The 18,396-nt window shown below is 70.3% G+C and carries 20 protein-coding genes; 6 read left to right on the top strand and 14 right to left on the bottom strand.

Annotation, left to right across the window (positions count from 1 at the left end; genetic code table 11):
- Positions 1-188 precede the first annotated feature (188 nt).
- Together ACFWX1_RS31320 and ACFWX1_RS31315 are read right to left on the bottom strand one after the other, a co-directional pair.
- Positions 189-1,220, bottom strand: coding sequence for an aldo/keto reductase (locus tag ACFWX1_RS31320; RefSeq protein ID WP_378393366.1), 1,032 nt, complete (start codon positions 1,218-1,220; stop codon positions 189-191).
- A gap of 74 nt (positions 1,221-1,294) precedes the next feature.
- Positions 1,295-2,152: a hypothetical protein gene (locus ACFWX1_RS31315; protein WP_378393365.1), complete on the bottom strand. Its 858-nt coding sequence runs from the start codon at positions 2,150-2,152 to the stop codon at positions 1,295-1,297.
- Positions 2,153-2,354: 202 nt separating this feature from the next.
- Here ACFWX1_RS31315 and ACFWX1_RS31310 point away from each other — a divergent pair, with 202 nt between their 5' ends.
- The 6 genes from ACFWX1_RS31310 to ACFWX1_RS31285 all read left to right on the top strand — a co-directional run bounded on the left by ACFWX1_RS31310 (position 2,355) and on the right by ACFWX1_RS31285 (position 9,590).
- A complete protein-coding gene (locus tag ACFWX1_RS31310; protein ID WP_378393364.1) occupies positions 2,355-4,562 on the top strand; it encodes a B12-binding domain-containing radical SAM protein in 2,208 nt (735 codons plus the stop codon).
- 121 nt (positions 4,563-4,683) lie between these two features.
- Positions 4,684-5,457, top strand: coding sequence for a dTMP kinase (locus ACFWX1_RS31305; protein WP_378393363.1), 774 nt, complete (start codon positions 4,684-4,686; stop codon positions 5,455-5,457).
- Positions 5,454-6,695, top strand: a complete 1,242-nt coding sequence (locus ACFWX1_RS31300; protein WP_378393362.1) for a DegT/DnrJ/EryC1/StrS family aminotransferase — start codon at positions 5,454-5,456, stop codon at positions 6,693-6,695. Before ACFWX1_RS31305 ends, ACFWX1_RS31300 begins: the two co-directional genes overlap by 4 nt.
- On the top strand, positions 6,692-8,047 hold the full coding sequence (locus tag ACFWX1_RS31295; RefSeq protein ID WP_378393361.1) for a formyltransferase family protein: 1,356 nt from the start codon (positions 6,692-6,694) through the stop codon (positions 8,045-8,047). The genes ACFWX1_RS31300 and ACFWX1_RS31295 overlap by 4 nt, the downstream gene beginning before the upstream one ends.
- The gene (locus ACFWX1_RS31290) at positions 8,044-8,751 is read left to right on the top strand and encodes a hypothetical protein (RefSeq protein WP_378393360.1); all 708 of its coding nucleotides are present in this window, start codon (positions 8,044-8,046) and stop codon (positions 8,749-8,751) included. Before ACFWX1_RS31295 ends, ACFWX1_RS31290 begins: the two co-directional genes overlap by 4 nt.
- Positions 8,748-9,590 carry an endonuclease/exonuclease/phosphatase family protein gene (locus ACFWX1_RS31285; RefSeq protein ID WP_378393359.1) on the top strand — a complete coding sequence of 281 codons (843 nt, stop codon included), beginning with the start codon at positions 8,748-8,750 and terminating at the stop codon, positions 9,588-9,590. Before ACFWX1_RS31290 ends, ACFWX1_RS31285 begins: the two co-directional genes overlap by 4 nt.
- Positions 9,591-9,617: 27 nt before the next feature.
- Here ACFWX1_RS31285 and ACFWX1_RS31280 read toward each other — a convergent pair whose 3' ends face one another.
- From ACFWX1_RS31280 to ACFWX1_RS31225, 12 genes are all read right to left on the bottom strand, one after another.
- A complete protein-coding gene (locus tag ACFWX1_RS31280; RefSeq protein ID WP_378393358.1) occupies positions 9,618-10,217 on the bottom strand; it encodes an NUDIX hydrolase in 600 nt (199 codons plus the stop codon).
- Between the two features lie 142 nt (positions 10,218-10,359).
- Positions 10,360-11,184, bottom strand: a complete 825-nt coding sequence (locus tag ACFWX1_RS31275) for an endonuclease/exonuclease/phosphatase family protein (RefSeq protein ID WP_378393357.1) — start codon at positions 11,182-11,184, stop codon at positions 10,360-10,362.
- 399 nt (positions 11,185-11,583) lie between these two features.
- On the bottom strand, positions 11,584-11,853 hold the full coding sequence (locus ACFWX1_RS31270; RefSeq protein ID WP_378393356.1) for a hypothetical protein: 270 nt from the start codon (positions 11,851-11,853) through the stop codon (positions 11,584-11,586).
- Positions 11,850-12,311, bottom strand: coding sequence for a hypothetical protein (locus ACFWX1_RS31265; protein ID WP_378393355.1), 462 nt, complete (start codon positions 12,309-12,311; stop codon positions 11,850-11,852). The genes ACFWX1_RS31270 and ACFWX1_RS31265 overlap by 4 nt, the downstream gene beginning before the upstream one ends.
- The gene (locus tag ACFWX1_RS31260) at positions 12,311-12,664 is read right to left on the bottom strand and encodes a hypothetical protein (RefSeq protein ID WP_378393354.1); all 354 of its coding nucleotides are present in this window, start codon (positions 12,662-12,664) and stop codon (positions 12,311-12,313) included. The genes ACFWX1_RS31265 and ACFWX1_RS31260 overlap by 1 nt, the downstream gene beginning before the upstream one ends.
- A 121-nt stretch (positions 12,665-12,785) precedes the next feature.
- Positions 12,786-13,655, bottom strand: coding sequence for a Scr1 family TA system antitoxin-like transcriptional regulator (locus tag ACFWX1_RS31255; protein ID WP_378393353.1), 870 nt, complete (start codon positions 13,653-13,655; stop codon positions 12,786-12,788).
- An 8-nt stretch (positions 13,656-13,663) separates the two neighbouring features.
- Positions 13,664-13,987: a zinc finger protein gene (locus ACFWX1_RS31250; RefSeq protein WP_378393352.1), complete on the bottom strand. Its 324-nt coding sequence runs from the start codon at positions 13,985-13,987 to the stop codon at positions 13,664-13,666.
- A 12-nt stretch (positions 13,988-13,999) separates the two neighbouring features.
- Positions 14,000-14,365 carry a hypothetical protein gene (locus tag ACFWX1_RS31245; protein ID WP_378393351.1) on the bottom strand — a complete coding sequence of 122 codons (366 nt, stop codon included), beginning with the start codon at positions 14,363-14,365 and terminating at the stop codon, positions 14,000-14,002.
- A 313-nt stretch (positions 14,366-14,678) separates the two neighbouring features.
- Complete coding sequence (locus ACFWX1_RS31240) at positions 14,679-16,730, bottom strand: AAA family ATPase (protein ID WP_378393350.1); 2,052 nt, start codon at positions 16,728-16,730, stop codon at positions 14,679-14,681.
- 92 nt (positions 16,731-16,822) lie between these two features.
- Positions 16,823-17,083, bottom strand: coding sequence for a hypothetical protein (locus tag ACFWX1_RS31235; RefSeq protein WP_378393349.1), 261 nt, complete (start codon positions 17,081-17,083; stop codon positions 16,823-16,825).
- A gap of 12 nt (positions 17,084-17,095) precedes the next feature.
- Positions 17,096-17,578, bottom strand: coding sequence for a hypothetical protein (locus ACFWX1_RS31230; RefSeq protein WP_378393348.1), 483 nt, complete (start codon positions 17,576-17,578; stop codon positions 17,096-17,098).
- A complete protein-coding gene (locus ACFWX1_RS31225; protein WP_378393347.1) occupies positions 17,575-18,036 on the bottom strand; it encodes a hypothetical protein in 462 nt (153 codons plus the stop codon). Before ACFWX1_RS31225 ends, ACFWX1_RS31230 begins: the two co-directional genes overlap by 4 nt.
- Positions 18,037-18,396: the final 360 nt, after the last annotated feature.

The following is an 18,396-nucleotide window of genomic DNA, read 5'->3' as shown; positions in this document are numbered from 1 at the left end:
TTGTGGGGGGGTGTGTTTTTTTACACCCCCCCCCCCCACAACCCCCCGGTCTTGTGTTGTTGTTTCCGGGGTGGCGGGGGCTTCCCCCCCCCCCCCCCCCGATCCGTGGCAGTCTCGTGGGCCGGTCACGTTTGCCAGGGTGTCCATCGGTTGCATCTCGGGTGCCCTGACTTGCCGGGTAGGTTCCGCTAGGTGGCCAGGATGGTGTCGCCCGCCGCGTCGAGCCGCTTCTGGATGCTGGCCATGATTTCCCGGGCCGCGTCGAGGTCAGTCGGGTTCGGGCGTGGATTCAGCGACGTGAGGTTCATGGCGACTTGGTCGGGGTTGGTGAATCCGACGAGCACGGCTGTGTTGGGTGAGCGGTCGAGACAGGCCCAGAGAGCGACGCGGATCAGGTCTTCGGTGCGCGGGCCCATGATGGCGCGGACGCGGTCCAAGCCCTCGGAGATGACGGCGAGTGCGTCGGGATGGAACCAGCGTTTCCGGAGCCGGTGGTCCCCGGGGCCGAAGACGGGCGGGGTCCTGGGGTGGTGGGTTCCGGTGAGCAGTCCTTGTCCGAGGGGTTTGTTGATCAGGATGCCGACGTTGTGCTGGTCGGCGAAGGAGAAGATGCCTTCGGAGCGGGCCGGCGGGGTGAGGAGGTTGTCTCTGATGGCGAGGATGTCGGGCTGGATGGTGTCGAACAGGGCCCTGAACCTGGCGATCTTGTCGCCGCGCTGGTCGGGTGGGGTGGCGAGGCGGTCGGGGGCGAAGCGGTGTGGGCCACGCATGCCGATCGCGGTGATCAGGCCTTCGTCGCGGAAGGAGCGCATGGCCTCGAGGGCGGGGTGGAGCCAGCGGTCGTCGGGGCCGAAGTCGGGGTGGTGGAAGGCGTAGATGTCGAGGTGGTCGGTGCGCAGGTTGTCGAGGGCTTGTTCGAGCTGGCGGCGCATGTGGCGGGGTTCGAAGCCGTGTTCGGCGGTGCCGGCGAAGTAGCCGACTTTGGAGGCGAGCACGATCTGCTCGCGCGGCACCTGGGCGACGAGCTGTCCGAGGAGGCGTTCGGATGTGCCGTGGCCGTAGACGTCGGCGGTGTCGTACAGCCGGGCGCCGTGTTGCCACGCGGTTTCCAGTCCGGCGAGGGATTGCTGGTGGTCGGCGCCGGTGGACCAGCCCATGGGCATGCCGAGGTTGTGGTCGGGGCCGCCGATAGCCCAGCAGCCGATGCCGATCGCGGGCACGGTAATGCCAGTGGCACCAAGCTGACGGACCGGGATCGGTGGCGGGTTCGTGGTGTCGGCGGAGTGAGGTGGGGTCATACGAGCCTGCTCTGATCGAGGATGACGGCGAGTTCGTCCTGGACGAAGTCGTAGAGCTCGCCAGGCTGTACGCAGACGAAGACGGGCACGGCGGCGCCGCGGGCGCGGGAGTGACTGTAGAGCCCGACAACGGCGATGTCATCGAAGCGGTAGAAGCTGAAAACCCGGTCACCCGGCCGGTAGTACACCTCGATCCGGGCGCCGCCCGGGTGGCGCAGTGCCCCGTAGGCGCGGCGGGTGGCGACGATGCGAGTGCGTAGTTCCTCGGGTGTGATGTCGAAACGGTCGGCCAGCATGTCGAGGGTGAAGGCGTGGTCGGGGTCGGCGAGGAAGACCCGGATGCGGCTGCCTGGGCGGGCGGCGACCTGGGCGAGTTCGCGGGCATGCAGGTTGCGCCAGGTCTGTCCGTAGGCCACGACGATGTCGAGTTCGGTGACCTCGGCGAAGAGTTGTTTCCATTCCAGCTCACCGAGATAGGTGGCGCCGACGCGGAGCAGACCCGCGGGCTGGAGATCGCGAGTGAGCGCGCGGTGGAGGTCGCTGCGCGGGGGCGCAGGCGTGCTCCCGGCCTGGCCCGCGAGGCGGGTCCAGGCGTTCTCCCAGCGGCGGTCGTCGACGGGGACGCCGCAGGCGCGGATCAACCCAAGGACGAGGGATTTACGGGGCAGGCGGCGCCCGGCGAGGGCGTCTTGCACGGTGCTGCGGGGAAGCGGGACCTTGTTGCGGGCGCCCCACTGTTGCAGGGCCCGGTAGGAGGGGTTGCCAGCGCGGAGGCGGACCTGGCGCAGGCACGCGGCGAACTCGGCGACGGTGGTCGCGTCGAGCGGGTCGATGTCGGCGGTGGGCGAGGTCATCGCTCGCGGGGGCTGACCGGCGGGTGTCCCATATCGTCCGAAACCCTACCCGCCCCGGTGCCGCGAGTGAGGTATTGACGCAGCTGACGGACGTGCTGCCGCCGGGACAGTCCGGGTGTGTCCGGCGGCCTTGTCGGCCACCGACGCGGCCCGATGTGCTGGGTGCCGTCCAACGAGGTTTCCGGGTGGTGGGGAGCACCGCATGCACACGCTGCACGACACCGGCACCGCCGTAACAACCCTGGCCAGGCCGACGACGTCCACGATGACTGACGCGATGTCGCCATTCCACCACCGGCTCATCGAGGCGATTCGCGCCACCACACCGGATGGCGACGTCCCGGCCAGCACAGTGGCCGCGGTGAAGACGTTGCCCGAAACCGATCTGACGGCGCTGTCCGAGCACGTGGCGAACGTGGTGCCAGGCCGGTTCAGCCTCACCGGTGCGCTCGATCGGCGGCTGCTGGTCGCTGAACGTGCGGGCCATCCTGGCAGCTGGGTGGCGGCTGATCTGTCCGGGCAGCCGCACGCCACCCGCGCGTGGCCGGAGTGGACCTCCGGGCGCATGTCGATCGCCGAGCCGCAGAGCTGGCTGTCGCACGCCGAACTGTCGGAGGAGGCGGCGGACCGGCTGGCGCGCCCGCGGGTTCTGCTGGCCTCGCTGTACCACCCGGAATGGTTCCCGTTGCCGCGGTTCCCGCTGGCGATCTCCGACCTCGCCCGCGCCGCGAGGCTGACGCTGCTGGGTCAGGTGCACCTGGTCGACATGCAACTGGGCGCCTCGCTGCAGGACATCCTGCGGTGGATCGACCAGCGCCGGCCGGACATCGTGGGGATCTCCGCGACGTTCGGGCAGCACGATCTGATGCGCGAACTGCTCGACCAGTTGCAGGAGGTGGCTCCGCCGCTGGTGCTCGCGGGCGGCAGCTTGACCGTGCGCAACGAGGCCATGCTATTGCAGCGGTATCCGAGGTTGCTGATCGCGCGCGGGGCGGGCGAACCGACGATCGCCGACACGCTGGCCTACTTCCACCGCGACCGCGCCCTCACCGACATCCGCGGCATCGGCTACCGCGGTGCCCCCTGTCGTGGTGCGCTCGCCTTCGGCCGCCGGGCGCGGCGTACCGCGGTGACACCGAACCGGCTGCAGCGGGACTTCCTGCCCGAACTCGACCTGCTGGACGCCACGTTCGCGGCCAAGGGCGTGGCACAGCTGGAGATCTCCCGCGGCTGCACCAGCCACTGCTCGTTCTGCCCACGCGGGCACAAGGGCTCCTGGGCCGGCGGCAGCACCGACCGGCTGCCGTGGATGCTGAGCGAGATCGGGACGGTCGCCGACCGGCATCCCGGGATCTCCCGCACGGTGTATGTGGTCGACGAGGAGTTCATCGGCCGGGGCGCCGACGCCGTTCCCCGCGCCCGCGCGATCGCGCGCACGATCAGCGACGCGGGGTTCGCGTGGGAGTCCTCGTGCCGGATCGACCAGGTCGTCCGCCCGGACCGCGACCGCGACTGGCATGCGGAGCGCGCGCGGATGTGGCGCGACCTGCTCGAGGCCGGGCTGCGGCGGATGTTGTTCGGCGTCGAATCCGGCGTGACCTCCATTCTGCGGCGGTTCGCCAAGGACACCACCGCCGAGCAGAACGCCCTGGCGATCCGCACCCTGTCCGCGCTGGGCGTGCCGACCCGGTTCACCTACATCACTTTCGATCATCTGATGACCGCTGACGAGCTGGCCGCGACGCACGCCTTCCAGGCCCGCACCGATCTGCTCCTGCGGCCGCTGCCCGAGCTGCCGGTCGAACAGATCGTGGACGGTGTCACCGATCCGGATTTCGTGGCACGGCACGCGACGGGGCGGCCGTTCTATACCGAGATCTCCTACATGCTGGTGTCGATGGAGTGCCTGATCGGCGCCCCCTACACCCGCGCGGTGCAGGCCCGCGGGCTCGCCGGGCAGCCCGACCCCACGATGGGACGGGTCGAGGCGCGCTTCGCCGACTGGCGGATCGGCGTCTGTTCACAGCGGGCGCAGATGTGGGTCGACCGGCATTTCGCCCTCGACTACACCCTCAAAAGCCTGGAGAAGATCCTCGACGGGGCCCCACGGCACAGCGTGCGCGGCGCGCGGATCGTCCTCAAAGGCGCCGCGTTCCGGGTACTCGCCGGGATGCTCGACCTCCTCGGCACCGCCGACCCGGGCTCGCCTGACCCAAGCCTGGGCACCGCGGTCCTGGCACTGCTGGAGCGCGAAGCCTGCGCCCTGGCTATCGAGCTGGTGCCGGCGCTGGAGCAGCTCCTGCCGTCCTTACCAGCCACAAGCCGGCAGACGCTGGAGCACGAGGTCACCCGGTGGCGAAGCGCCGAGGACTGGCGGCTGATCAACGCCAACGACCCATGCGGCACCTGACCCGCCGCCCTTGGGGCGGGTCCAGCACCGGGGCGGCGGATTGCCCCACCACATCACAGAAACCACAATCAGTAGCCACGTCATCACCAAGGTGTGATCGCTACGGGGAGGAGCCGTGACCATGCCTGGCCGCTTCATCGCGCTGGAAGGAACCGACGGAGTCGGCAAGACCTCCCTGGCCCGCCATCTCGCCGACATCGGCTACGACGCCGCTGCCGCCCGACTTGCCCGACCCGGCGCGTCCACCCGGTCGACGGTGGGCGCGGAAACGTTGGTGTTTGTCGGGCGCCGACAGGTCTCGGCGACCTCACGATATTCGGCGACGCTGATGGAGCACCTGTCGCGAATGCTCTGGCACAGCGGCGACGCCCCGGACCTGTCCGACGCGTTCTGGGCGTCGCTGCAAGCCGCGTGGTTCACCGCGCACACCGAGACCGTCCTCGCCCCACTGCTGGAAGCGGGTTTCGATGTCCTCGTCGACGGCTGGCTGTACAAGTTCTTCGCCAAACTGCTGCTGCAGGGCTTCACCGAAGCCGACCTGGACGTGATCTTCGCGCGGGTCCGGATGCCCGACGCGGTGCTGCTCCTGCACGCCGACGTGGGCGCCCTGTATGACCGCCGCAGCACCTTCCGGCCCGCCGAGCTGGGCATGCACGCCGGCTACGGGGCGCTCGACGACCTGGGTCGCGACACCTTCGTCGACTACCAGACCAAGACCGCGCACAACCTGCAACGGTTCGCCGACCGGCACGGCTGGGCCACCGCGCAGCTCGAACTCGGCGAGCCGATCCCCGCCACCGCGGACCGGCTCGCGCCGATCATCGCCGAGCTGCGCGCCACGCCCGGCTCCACACCGACGGCTGGGGCCCGGAGGAACGGAGCCATTCCACGATGACCGCGATCAGCACGCTCGCCGCGCACGGCGGGACCCCGGCCCTCGACATCCCCGGCCCGCACTACCAGTGGCCCGCTGTCACCCCCGGCTTGGAGGAGGCCGTCCGTGCGCAGCTGCACCGGTCGTTGTCCGATCGGGACGCCTCCGGCGTGATCGGCGAATTCGAGACCGCGTTCGCCCGGTTCGTCGGCGCGCCGCACGCGGTGTCGTTCGCCTCCGGCACCGCGGCCATCCACGCGATGAGCCGTGTCGCGGGACTCCGGCCCGGGGACGCGATCATCGCGCCCGCCTACACCTTCCTCGCCACCGCGACCCCGTTCGCCTTCGACGGCATCGAGGTCCGCTTCGCCGACGCCGACGCGTTCGGCAACGTCACCGCCGCGACCCTGGCCGGAAAACTCACGCCCGCGGTCCGCGCGGTGATCGTCACGCACATGTGGGGCAACCCGTGCCCGATGGACGAGATCGCCGACTTCTGCCGTGCCCACGATCTGCTGCTGCTCGAGGACTGCTCCCACGCGCACTTCGCGTCCTGGCACGGCCGGCGGGTCGGCACATTCGGGGACATGGCGGTGTTCTCCACCAACCAGAAGGCCATCACCACCGGCGAAGGCGGCGTCCTGGTCACCGCCTGCGACCGCTACCGCGAACTGGCCCTGCTGTACGGGCACTACAACAAACGCTGCCAGCACGAGATCGACCCCGCCGCCGAGTACTATCCGTACGCCTTCACCGGCATGGGCCTCAAACACCGCATCACCACCCTGGGCGCCGCGATCGGCGTGCACCAGCTCGCACACGCCGCCGACATCGAAGCCCGCCGCCGCGCGGTCCTCACCCGCTACACCACCGCACTGCACGGCAATCCGGTGATCACACCCGCGATCGTGCCCGAAACCGACAGCGACCACGGCCTCTACGTGCTCGGACTGCGCTTCCACCCCGAGCGCGCCACGGTCTCCCGCGACGAGTTCGTCGGGCTCTGCCACGCCGAGGGCGCGACCGAGATCGACGCCCCCGGCTCGACCCGTGACATCAGCCCCGAGCCCCTGTTCGCCCGCCGCGACCCGTTCGCCCCCTGGACACCCACACCGCCACCGCCTACCGACTTGCCCGGTGTGGCCGCCTTCGCCGGCACCTTCCTCAAACTCCCGCTGTGGGGCTACGACGGCGACGAGCCGCTCGTGGCCGGCTACCTCGAGGTTCTGGCCAAGGTCTCGGCGGCGGTCGCCCGATGACCGCCGGCCACATCGAATCCCGCGGCATCAACGGCCATACCGCTGCGCGGCATCCCGTGCGGATGGACACCGACGGGGACTTCGCACTCGACGACCTGCTCGCCCTCACTCCGCCCGCTCCCGCGCGGCGGCTCACCGCGGCCGAGGCGTTCCAGGCAGCCCTCTGGCGCCTCGACACCCCGCACATCCCGGAGTTCGGCCCGCCGCCGCTCGACGCTCACGTGGAACACACCGCCCCGACCGACGACGTGGACGTGCTGCACCGGATCGAAACCAGCGGACTGTTCCTCCCACCAGCCAGCGAGCGGCTCGTCGCCCTGGCTCCCGCCCTCGGCGAGGCGTGGCTGGCCCTGGCCGCCCACTGGATCGACCTGTCTCAGTCGAGCGGGGATCGGCGTTTCCTCAACGCCGCCTGCAAACTCACCGGCGCCGCCTGGCTGCACCACCACCGCACCCGCGGAAGCCGGGACGATGGATGGCAGGCACCGGGCCTCGTCGGTCAACTCGCGGCCGTCGGGCGGCTGCTGGACGAGGCCACCGCCCAGGTGCGGCGCGGCCTGGCGCGCCGGGTTCTGCTGGACGAACCCGCGACTGGGGGCGCGGCAGCGGCGTGGCCTCGTGCAGCGGCGGCAGGCCCGGTCCGGGCACGGATCGTCGTGCTCGCCAGCGCGGGCTCACACAGCGCGGCCCGGCTGGTGTCCGCCGCGACCGACGCGGGTCTGCCCATCGACACCGTGTGCTGGTACACGCCCGAGGACACCCGCTGCCCGGCGCTCTCGAACTACGCCAGCGCGTGGTACCCGCCAGCGCCGCCCGGCCCAGCGCCCGTCTCCACCGTCCCGGACAGCGTCCCGGCGACCACCGCCGTCACCTGGGACGCAGTGGTCGCGGCGATCCACGCGGCGGAGGCCGACCTGGTTCTCCTGGTCGGCATGCCGATCGTCCCGCGGGCCGTGCTCGACGCCCCGAAACTGGGTGTGCTCAACGCCCACAACGGCGCGCTGCCCGCCCAGCGCGGCATGGACGCGGTCGGCTGGGCCCTGCTGCACAACCAGCCCATCGTCTGCACCCTGCACCTGGCCCAGGCCGCCGTCGACGCCGGAGACATCGTTGCCGTCCATCCCGTGCCGGTCGCACCGACCCGCACCCTGGCCGCACGGGTGAAAACCACGCAGCTGCGCCTGCTGCTGGCCGGTGCCGTCCACGTCGCCGCCACCGGCGCGCTTCCGGACCTGACTCCGCAACCCGAGGCGGGAACCCAGTTCTATCGCCTGCACCCGCATCTCAAACGCGTGCTCGACACCTCGCCCTACACCCACCACGACAATCCACAGTGGACGGTGACTTCGTGACGACCGGCCTGCCCCACCCCAGCTTCTCCGCACTCGGCACGATCGACTGGGACGACACCACCTCGATCCTGCACGGCTGCGCCCCGCTGTTCGACACGCTCACCACCACCCCGGACCTCCTGCGCACGCTCGTCGACCGCGTCCGTGGCGACGGGCACCTGGCCTCGATGTGCGAAGGCTACGACTTCATGCACAAACTCGTCCTCTACGACGCCCCCGACCTCACGGTGCGGCTGCGGCTGCACCTCTACCGGGACGGGTTCTTCGACCGGCCGCACAACCACCGGTGGAGCTTCGCCAGCCACATCCTGCGCGGCGGCTACACCCACCGCATCTTCGGCCGCGACGACCAATTCGGTGAGGACACCGACCCGCACACCCTGCGCCCCATCCACGAACGCCGCGAGCACCCCGGCGCGACCTACGCACTGCACCACACCAGCGTCCACACCGTCCACGCCGAGGCCGACACCCTCTCCCTGCTCGTCCGCGGACCCGCCGCCAAACAACGGTTCCTGATCCTCGACGCCGCCACCGACAGCTTCTTCTGGGTCTACGGCGCGGCCCAGGAATCACCCGAACAACGCGCGAGCAAACGCTTGACCCCCGACCAGCTTCACCAGACCATCACCCGCATCCACCGCCTCATCACCACCCCGGCGAACAGCCAACCGTCCGACGACCAGAAGGCAGAGACAGCGTGACCGACGACGCATGGCAGCCGATGCTGTTCGGCGCCACCACCGCCGAGGGCAGCACCGAGGACGGCCCGGCCGACGAGCTGCGCGTGTGCGCGCTCAACGTCAACAGCCCCAGCCCCGGCCGCGCGCAACGCATCGTCGACTGGCTGCTGGCCACCAAGAGCAACACCCTGGTCCTCACCGAGATGCAACCCTCCGACGGAGGCCGCCACATCCTCGCCTGCCTGCAGGCGGAAGGCTTCACCACCACCTGCACCCCCGGCTGGACCGACGTCCGCTATCTCACCGTCGTGGCCACCCGCGGGCTCGAGGCCACCCGGGTACAGCCGGCGGGATTCGATCCGCGCATCGTCGCCGTCGACCTCGCCACTGACGACACGACTGTGCGACTGGTCGGCGTCTACGGCCCCACCAACGGCATGACCCCGGAAAGCAGCCACCGCCGCCGCGAATTCCAGCACCAGCTGCTGGACTACCTCGCCGCCATCCATCACCCGGCCCTGTGCGTGGCCGGCGACCTCAACGTCATCGAACCCGACCACCACCCACGGCTCCCGGCCTTCGAAGACCACGACTACGCCTTCTACACCGGCCTGCTCGACCTCGGGCTCCGCGACGCCTACCGCACCCTCAACCCCGCCGGCGGCGACCACAGCTGGATCAACGCCCGCTTCGGCAACCAACGCCTCGACCACACCCTGATCAGCCCCGGCGCCGGACAGATCACCACCTGCGCCTACGACCACACCCCACGCAGCGAGGACCTCAGCGACCACGCCGCGCTCCTGACCACCCTCGGACTACCGTCCGCGTCCGGTGCGACGACTCGGCGCCCCGGCTAGCGCAGCGCCAGGCGAGCGTCGATCGTGCTAGCTGATCAGCGCGGGGGTGCCTAGGCGGGCCAGCAGCTTGGCGCGGAAGCGGGCCATGTGCGGATCGAAGTGGTCGGGTGCCCACTCGGTCGGGTCATCCAGCACGAACCAGCGAGTGCCGTGGGCTTCGCGGGGATCGGCGACGATCTCCATGTCCTGGTCGGCGGCCAGCACAAACCAGAACGACACGTCGGTGTGGCTGTGCTCGCCCCGGGTCTTCGTCACGGTCAAGAACAACGGATCGTCGCCGAACCGCGGATGGAACTCACCCTCGATCCGCAGCTCCTCCGTGATCTCTCGCAGGACCGTGGCCCGCGGATCCTCACCGTCGTCGACGTGTCCGCCGGGGAACAGCCACAAGCCCGCCTTCACGTGATCGACCAGCAGGACGGTGCGCCGTGCCTCGTCGAGCAGGGCCGCGTAGACGCACAGGTGCTTGTCCGGCGTGGCCGGGCGGGCGATCCGGAACAACGGCGCCCCCGAATCCACCCACCCCAAGGTGCTGGCCTTGTCCTCGGCCTCGCGCTCGTCCAGCGGCGTCACCCCAGCCACCAGCTCATGCACCACCGCGCGCGGGTCCCGATCTGCCACCGTCATCGTCGAAGCCCTCCCGGGGCGAGCCGTGCTCCCGTCCGCGCCGTTGTTCGCAACGGCGCCTTCGCGTCTCGTGGGCGCGCCGGGGACCTTAACAGCGCTCTCCCGCCTGCCTTCGCAGCCCACGCCGATCCGGCTCGGCGCGTCACGCCGCTGTGTCGGCAACCTGCAGCGTCACGTGCAAGGCGGCATGGTCGGTCAGCCCGGCGGTACGCACCGAATGGTCGTAGCGACAGTCGAGCACCGTGTCGCGGTGCGCTCTGCTCACAAAGGCATGATCAAAGCGATAGCCGTTACGTTTCCCTTCCGCAGACGGTCGCCCAAACCACGAATAATCCATCCGAACCGGTTCCTTGAGGCGAAAAGCGTCCTCGAACCCCGCGTGGCCGAAAGCACGGTAGAAGTCGTACTCCCACCCTCCGAACACCGCGTACCGCGGATCATGATCCGGCTCTACGACGTTCAGATCGCCGGTGATCACCACTGGCCCTTGGACGGCCAGCGCGCTCTCGAGATGTGGCAACATCGCGGTGACACGGTCCTGGAACGCACGTTTGTCCACGTTGCGACGGTGTTTAGGCCCCCGGGAGGGGACGTAGAGGCCGGTGACACCGATCTCGGACGTGCCCACCGTGACCCGCGCCGCAACGCAGCGATGCGCCATCGGGCTAGGCTCGACATCGACCCGTGTGACCGCGGCGTCTCGGGCGGCAACGAGCACGCGATAGCGATCGCTCGCAGACGGCTCCGGCAACAGCACTTCGAACCCGGCGTCCAGCAACAGCTGTGCCAGCAGATCGCCTGACTTCCCGGCTGACACCTCAGTCAGCACGAGAACGTCCGCGTAAGCATTCACCAGCCAGGTCGCTTGCCGACCAGTCCGCTGCTCGTTGGCACGCTGGACGTTGCACGTCACGACGCGAATCACGGAGCGGCGCACGGCAGCTGCCCGGGGGAGACTGGCGCTCATGGCTCTGCACTCTAATGCGGCCCGAGAACTCACCTCTCGTCTCGGTTCGGCAGCCTGATCTGTTGGGGGGCAAGAGCATTCGGGCCTTGGACTGGGAGGAAGCCGAGAATGCGGCTCACCTGTGCGGTTGTGGACGAGATCCGCCCGGTTTGAGTCCTGAGTGGACTTCTGCGTCCTCGGCGGTGGCTCCGGGGGCTGGGACACGGGCTGCTGGTCGGTCCCTTCGAGGGCTACGTCCACCATGGTCCGCGTTACCTCTGCACAACGGTAATGTCCGGCGGGTGAAGCTGCCGGAGGCAGCGGCGGCGAGGACTGTCGAAGGCGGCGATCAGCCCCTGGCTGTCCTCGCCGTTGGCGCTCCCTGGGCCCGAGCCGAGTAGGGGTGAGGCGAACCCTTGGTCACGTGAACGAGCGATTCGCGTCGTCCGCGGCGTGGTAACAGGTCGGCGCGGTCGCATATGCCTGCTCGGCGAGGCTCACCAGCGTCTTGATCTCTTCGGCGGCATGCTGGAACGCCGGGTTCGAGCTGACGTGGGGAGCGACTCGTTCGAACGTCGTCGCCGCGGCTTTTGACGTTTCCAAGAGCTGCGCCGCTGCGAGCCATACTTGCTCGGTGAACTCGACGGTGGCTTCGAGATCTTCCTTCACTACCTGCCACGGGGAGGTCACCGCCAACCTCGCATGAGCCGTGTGAGCACGTACGCTGCGAATCCGGTTCGTTGTGACGGAGCGACGTGCGCGGCCAGCTCGGTCAGCCGGTCGATCACCCGTTCCAGAGGGTCGTTCTGCTTGGCGGCGCGCTCACTCGCGGCGAGGCTCAGTGCGGCCTCCGCCGCACGGTGCCGCGCGGCGAGCTGGTCGACGAGCGCGGCGTCCTCGCAGAAGTCTCCGAGGTATGTCGGTGTGCCGTACAAGGTGACACGGTCGCCGTCGCGGGCGACCGCAGCGGCGTATATCGCGCCGACGGTGTAACTGCCTCGCGTCTTGTACACGCGGTGCGCGCCGTCCGGGGCGACCCAGGCGTGTGCGCGTTTTCCCTGATCCACACGTGAGCCGCCGAAGACCCAGCGCTCCGTGGCTTTCTCGTCCTGCTGAGCCTGCGCAGCGGAATCACCATCGTTGTCCATTACGCTCCTTCACTTTTCACTTCTTTCGGGTGGCTGCGGTTGGTCGATGCCGGGCGCCAAGTCAGCAGGGTGAGGTGGCCGGGCAGCCAGAGGTCCTCGCGCAGGGGCATCCCCTGGACCACGAAGCCGTTCCAGTCGAAGCAGAGGCGAACCCCGTCGTACTCCTCGATGAGGTCGCCGATGCGTACCACCACGGCTTCGCCGAACGCCTGGGTCGCAACAACGTCACCGATCTGGACCGTGCCGCAGGGAATCACCCCGAGCGGGCACACGCAGGTGTCCCCGTATCCCGACACGGGCGCCACGGCCGCGCAGACGAGGTGCGCGAACGCCTCGAAGCCTTTCACCGTCATCTCTCCATCGTCGAGGTGACCGGCAGCACGAGGGCAGGAACCACGGCAATCCGGTGGTCGACCACCTATCGCACGCCCTTCGCATGCTGGTCCGAAAAGAATGGTCGCTGGCGAGTACTGGTCATCCGGTGGGCGCAGCATGGTGATGTTGTCGGGTCTTGTCCAGTGTGGCGAGTGCTTCGCTGATGTGAGCGCGGGAATTTCGCTCGCGGAGGGCGCGCTGTGTCAGGCGTTCGGCGATGTTCACGTATCTGTCCACATAGGATGATTCGGTGAGGTAGGTGTAGATGTGGTCTCGGCAGACGGTGACCACCGGGGAGCCTCGGGAGAAGCGGAGCAGTGAGAATGGGCTGAGCAGGCCGGGACGCCGGTGCGGGTCGGCGGGCACGATCCGCACCGCGACCTGGTCGGTGTCGATCAAGGTGAGCAGGTGGCGGAGTTGTTCGCGCCATACAGCGGGGCCGCCGACCTGGTGGGCCAGTGCCGCCTCCGCGAGCATGATCGTGAGGGTGGCCGGGGTGTCCCCGCTGAGCGCGTCCTGGCGGACGAGGCGCAGCATGAGCTCCTGGCCGATTTCGTCGCCGGTGAGGATGCCGGAGTCCAGGACGGCGCGAGCGTAGTCAGGGGTCTGCACGATATCCGGGAGGATTTTCGGTGCCCAGGCGAGGATCGTGGTCGCGGTCCGTTCGTATTCCAGCAGTGGTGCGGGGTATTCGCAGGGGCCGGGTTCGGTCCAGTTCGGATCTTTCACGTGCCGGGCCAGGTTCAGCAGCCGCCGGTAGTCGTCGCCGCGGACGGCGAGGAAACCGAGCACGCGGCTGGTGAGTTCGACGGTGGGAGGACGGACGGCCAGTTCCATCAGGGACACGACCGCAGGTGCGATCCCCAGAGCCGCGGCCATCGCGCGGACGCCGAAGCCGCGGTGCTCGCGTGCGATGCGCAGCCCGACGCCGAGCGCGATCGCGGCAGGCGTCGCTGGTTGTTGTCCCACAGGGTTCCTTACTGTGCTTGGTGATGCCGGTTCGGCCCGGCGGTTTCTGTGCGGCGGGGGTGCGGCACGGGCCGTCGAGGGAGGGCAGGGTGCCCGGGCCAGACGTCCAAGTCGTGTTCGCGGCGGTAGACGAGGTCGCAGTCCCAACAGGTCTGCGGCACGCCCCGGCTGTCGCGCTGGGCCGACTGCTCGAACTCCGCCGCGGCGGTCAGACCGCACAACATCGTGACGGTTTCGCCGGGCTGGGGCACGCGGGTCAGCCGGGCGTGGTGCCAGCGCCCGTCGGCCACGGGGTGGATGGCGTCGGTGTCGACGTAGATCACAGCGTCCATCGCTATCACCGCCTAATTTCGTTGCCATGCGGCGGCACCGCCGCGCGTGGTCCAGCTGATGAGGAGGAGCGCGACGTGCTCGACCGGCCCGGCCACCGTGTGGAGCGGATCGTCGTGCGGACGCTCGGCAGCGTGCCGGCGTGTTGTGGCTCGTGGCGGGTCGACGGTGAGGTCGATACTCATCGTGTCGCGATATCTGCCGCCGGTACGCGTCCCGTCCATTTTTACGGGCGCGGTTGTGCGGGTGGGAACGGAACGCCAGCTCCACCCGTCGGTGGCCAAGGTGTTCAGCGTGGGCGTGATTTGCTCCAGCGCCGCCCGGCGCCGCTCCCGGATCAGGCGGCCGTCAGGGTCGCTCGGGGTGAAGTGGGCTGTCATCGTGCCTTCTCGGTCGGTTGTTCGGATGTGTCGGGCGCAGGAGAAGTCGTCCGGGATGCCACAGCGGTGGCCGGGCCGATGGCTCTGCGGGGCAAGGCGGCGCGCCGGTGCAGCAGGCAGCTGTAGTGCCGGAGTTCGCGGGTGGTGGGATGCCGTCGGTGTCGCGGTAGGCCACCGATATCCGGTGCTCGGGGTGGTGCTCGATGAGGATGCGGATGCCGAGGTGGCGCCCCGCAGTGACGAGCGTGGCTTCCCAGTGGCTGCGGCCGGATCGGGATGCTGGTACCGGCCCGCATCGGAGCGATGGTGAGCGTCATGGCTGCTCCGGACTCGGCTGGAGGGCGTCGAGGGTGGTCTGGACTCGATGCGTTGCTGCGGTGTCGTGCCGGTCGCGGTGGATGGCGTGCGCGCCGAGCAGCCGTTCGCGGGCTTCCTCGAGTTCTCCGGTCGCCAGCAGGGCGTCGGCGAGGTGTTCGAGGGCGTCGGCGAGGTCGGCGGTGGAGGCGGGGGTGTTGTCGGTGGCCAGGTCGGTGATGGCCGCGCGCAGGCGGGCGATGGCGTGTTCGGGTTCTCGCGCGTGCAGGTGTGCTTGGCCGAGGTGGACGCGGATCCGCGCGGACAGCACGGGATCACCGAGTTCGTCGGCGAGCTGGGTGGCGTGGTCGAGGGCGCCGATCGCGGAGCGCGGCATGCCGAGGGCGAGGTAGGTCTCGCCGAGGCGGCGCTGGTAGATCACCGCGGCCCGGGTGCGGGCGGTGGTGAGCCGGAGGGCGTCGCGGATGTGGGAGAGCGCGGCGAATGGACGGTCTTGGGCGAGCATGCACTGCGCGAGCTGGTCGCGGGCGTGGGCTTCCAGGTCGGTGTCGCCGGTCTCATCGGCCAGGCGCAGCGCGCGCATGCCGTGGAGGTAGGCGAGGCGGGGCTGGCGGGCGAGTAGCTCGCCGGCCCCGGCTTGCAGGTGCATGCGGGCTTCGGCGCGCGGGTCACCGGCGTGGCGGGCGGCGGCCAGCCCGCAGTCGTGGAGACGCCGCCACGTGTCGATCGGCCGGGCCCACTCCAGATACGACCAGGTCGCCTCGACGATCTGCCAGCACAGCGTGCACCAGCCCAGCGCGTGGCAGTCGAGGACGGCCGCGACGATGTTGTCCATGTCGGACTCGAACCAGCCTCGCGCGGCCGCGGCGTCCGGGAATGGTGACGGGGCGGGAAGATCGTTATAGGCCGGGGAGATATGGGGGCGGTGCGGGTCCAGGACGGCGTCGGCGGCCGTGGCGGTGGCGCGGTAGTGGGTTACCAGGCGTCGCAGCGCGGCGAGGGTGTCCTCGGTCTCGTCGCAGGACTGGCGCAGCTCGGTGGCGTGCTGGTAGGCGCGCAGGTCGAACCCGAACCGGCCGCCCTGGTGCTCGGTGAGCAGGGTGGCCTCGGCGAGCCGGTCCAGTAACGCCTGGGTGGCGGCGCGGGGGCGGTCCAGCATCGCGGCGGCGGCCTCGATGGTCAGCCACGGGCCGCGGTGCAAGGACAGGTAGCGGTAGGCGCGGGCGGCCTCGGGATCGAGATCGGCGTAGGCGGTGTCGAAGATCGTGCGCATCGGATATGCCCTCCAGGGCAGCGAGGTCGGCCAGCCGGGGGCCGGGGCGATCGCCGCGGCCAGCTCCGCGACGCTGCGACCCGGGTGGGCACGCAGAGAAGTGCCGACGATCGCGAGAGCTCGCGGGGACCCGCCGCAGGCGTCGACGAGCGCGGCGGTGGCGGCCGGGTCGTCATCGAGCCGGGCTGTCCCGGCGAGGCGGCGTAGCAGCGTCGCCGCCGGTCCCGGGGGGAGCGGGTCCAGCGGGAGCGTGTAGGCGTCCCAAGCCTCGACGAGGTCGTGGATCCCGATGGTGCCCTCGCGGGCGGTCAGCAGCAGAAGACCGCCCGCTGCGGAGGGGAGCAGGGCACGGACGTGGAGCCAGTCGACGACGTTGTCGCCCAGCACCGCCACCGGCCGGGCCGCGGTGATCTCGCGGTAGAGCGCGCGCAGCCGCGTGCGGTCGGCGGGGACGGCGTCGGCGGGAACACCGAGTGCCCGCAGGAACCCGCCGAGGATCTCGGTGACGTGGGGCACGGCGAGCCGCCCAGCGGTGCTCAGCTGCGCGTACAGGATCCCGCCGGGGTAGCGATCGGCGTGCTGGGACAGGAACCGGGCCGCCAGCGTGGTGGCCCCGCACCCAGGCGGTCCGCCGAGCACCACGATGACGGGCCCGGCATCGGTATCGTCGATGGCGTCGCAGAGCTGGGCGAGTTCCTCGTCCCGGCCGGTGAACGTCGACGGGACGAGGGGCAGCCGGTACGGGGCCTGGGGCTGCCGGGATGACCCCGCTCCCACATGTGAAGGAACGGCTTCGTGCACGGCGGCGGTGTGCGGCGGCTGTCCGCAGCCCGTGTTCTCCAGTGCCGTGTCTTGCGCTTGGCCGTCCATCAGCGGTTGCCCGTCATGGGTGTGGCGCGGGCGGGCAGGTGCTCGGGCAGGTAGAGGTAGCGACGCGGACACTGGTCGCCGTCGCGGGTCTCGAGCCGGTCGGCGATCTTGTGGCGTTCGCGGAGGGTGTGGTAGTCGGGGTAGGCGAGGTCGGGGGAGCCGATCCCGGCCAGGGTCAGCATCGTCTCGTAGGTCAGGCCCTCGGGGTGCTCGGCGAGGACGGCGAGCAGCTTCATGCCGTAGTGCAAGGTGGTCGGCATCGGAGTGTCCTTTCACAAGCAGAGCGGAGCGGCGGCTGGTGTGTCGGCGACGCGGATTCGGCGGCGGGATCTAGAGCTCGTCGTCGAACCACCCCGTGGGCGGGGCGCTGTTCGGCGGCAAGGTCGGGCCGCGGTGGTGGTGGGACGGTGGGGACGGGAAAAATCCGGCGCGGGCGCCGGAAGGCCGAGAAGATCGGTGATCACCTCGACGGCCGGGCCGACGCGCGCCCACATCCGCACGATCCGGCCCCGTCGGTGCGGTGGTGCGGGCTCGAGCGCGACGCGGTAGCCCCACGCGTCGTCGGGATCGAAGACGAACACCACATCACGCACGGCCCGCCAGTGCCGGAGAAACATCCGAGCGTCCACATCGGACACCTGCTGTGGTGAGTGCGGGGTGCGCGGGGGCTGGGTCAGGATCGGGATCTCGAGGAAGCCCGCCGACAGCAGCGCGTGCACGGCGGCCGGGAACGGGCCAGGGGCCGGGCGGGTCATCGGGCCGCCCTCAGGGTGAGGGCGATGGCGGGGAGTTCGTCGAGCCAGGGCAGCCGGGTGCCGTCCAGGGCGTCGGCGTAGCGCGGCGCGGTGGCGCGCCGCGCCGCGTCCCATCGGGCCTCCCAGTGCGAGGACACCCGCGCGGGCCAGCCCAGGACCTGGATCGGCGTGTATCGCTGCCGCGCCGCCGCCGTGATCACGTCGATCCGGCGCGGGGTCAGGTCGGCGCACGCGCACACGGGAGCGGCTTCGGCGAGCGCGCAGCAGGTCAGCACCGCCCCCAGAAACCTGCGGTCGGTGCGCGGCTCGACGCACTGCCAGGCCCGGTCCAACGGCGAGCGAGACAGCCGTATCCGGCCATGGCGCCCGGCCGCGACCCGGGACGGAACGCACCGGGACGCCAGGCAGGCCGCGAGGGTGTCGGCGGGCGCGGTGGTGGTGCACGCAGATGTGGCCATAACAGTTCCTCGCAGACGGTGTGGGCGTGACGGGGTGCCGCGTGAGAACGATGTCTCTCACGCGCATCGGGTGATATGCGGTTGTCTCGTGTCCTTTTCTGGTTAGTCCACTGTGGATGGTGACTGGCAGGTGAGCTGGTCGGCGTGGTCGCCGAAGTGTGTGAGAAGCCCGGTGACGAAGCCGAGCTCGTGGATAGTGCGGCTGAGGCACGGGATGGTGGCGGCGCAGGCTCTCGGTTCCGGTCGCGCTGGATCGGCTCGCGGTGGCGGGGACTGCCTCGGGGGGGGGGGGGCGGCGGGCGGGGGCGGCGGGGGGCGCGGGGGCCCCCGCGCGCCGCGCCCGCCGCGCGCGCGCGCGCC

Origin of the sequence: Amycolatopsis sp. NPDC059021 (genome assembly GCF_042739895.1) — a bacterium.
Classification (GTDB): domain Bacteria; phylum Actinomycetota; class Actinomycetes; order Mycobacteriales; family Pseudonocardiaceae; genus Amycolatopsis.
The sequence above is the reverse complement of the archived record's forward strand: the minus strand, read 5'-3'. Positions and strand labels throughout refer to the sequence as shown.

What these genes read in the sequence shown, in the direction of transcription:
- ACFWX1_RS31315 (WP_378393365.1), bottom strand. Translation starts at nt 2,152, where the DNA reads ATGACCTCGCCCACCGCCGACATCGACCCGCTCGACGCGACCACCGTC.
- ACFWX1_RS31310 (WP_378393364.1), top strand. Translation starts at nt 2,355, where the DNA reads ATGCACACGCTGCACGACACCGGCACCGCCGTAACAACCCTGGCCAGG.
- ACFWX1_RS31305 (WP_378393363.1), top strand. Translation starts at nt 4,684, where the DNA reads ATGCCTGGCCGCTTCATCGCGCTGGAAGGAACCGACGGAGTCGGCAAG.
- ACFWX1_RS31300 (WP_378393362.1), top strand. Translation starts at nt 5,454, where the DNA reads ATGACCGCGATCAGCACGCTCGCCGCGCACGGCGGGACCCCGGCCCTC.
- ACFWX1_RS31295 (WP_378393361.1), top strand. Translation starts at nt 6,692, where the DNA reads ATGACCGCCGGCCACATCGAATCCCGCGGCATCAACGGCCATACCGCT.
- ACFWX1_RS31280 (WP_378393358.1), bottom strand. Translation starts at nt 10,217, where the DNA reads ATGACGGTGGCAGATCGGGACCCGCGCGCGGTGGTGCATGAGCTGGTG.
- ACFWX1_RS31275 (WP_378393357.1), bottom strand. Translation starts at nt 11,184, where the DNA reads ATGAGCGCCAGTCTCCCCCGGGCAGCTGCCGTGCGCCGCTCCGTGATT.
- ACFWX1_RS31265 (WP_378393355.1), bottom strand. Translation starts at nt 12,311, where the DNA reads ATGGACAACGATGGTGATTCCGCTGCGCAGGCTCAGCAGGACGAGAAA.
- ACFWX1_RS31260 (WP_378393354.1), bottom strand. Translation starts at nt 12,664, where the DNA reads ATGACGGTGAAAGGCTTCGAGGCGTTCGCGCACCTCGTCTGCGCGGCC.
- ACFWX1_RS31250 (WP_378393352.1), bottom strand. Translation starts at nt 13,987, where the DNA reads ATGGACGCTGTGATCTACGTCGACACCGACGCCATCCACCCCGTGGCC.
- ACFWX1_RS31245 (WP_378393351.1), bottom strand. Translation starts at nt 14,365, where the DNA reads ATGACAGCCCACTTCACCCCGAGCGACCCTGACGGCCGCCTGATCCGG.
- ACFWX1_RS31235 (WP_378393349.1), bottom strand. Translation starts at nt 17,083, where the DNA reads ATGCCGACCACCTTGCACTACGGCATGAAGCTGCTCGCCGTCCTCGCC.
- ACFWX1_RS31230 (WP_378393348.1), bottom strand. Translation starts at nt 17,578, where the DNA reads ATGACCCGCCCGGCCCCTGGCCCGTTCCCGGCCGCCGTGCACGCGCTG.
- ACFWX1_RS31225 (WP_378393347.1), bottom strand. Translation starts at nt 18,036, where the DNA reads ATGGCCACATCTGCGTGCACCACCACCGCGCCCGCCGACACCCTCGCG.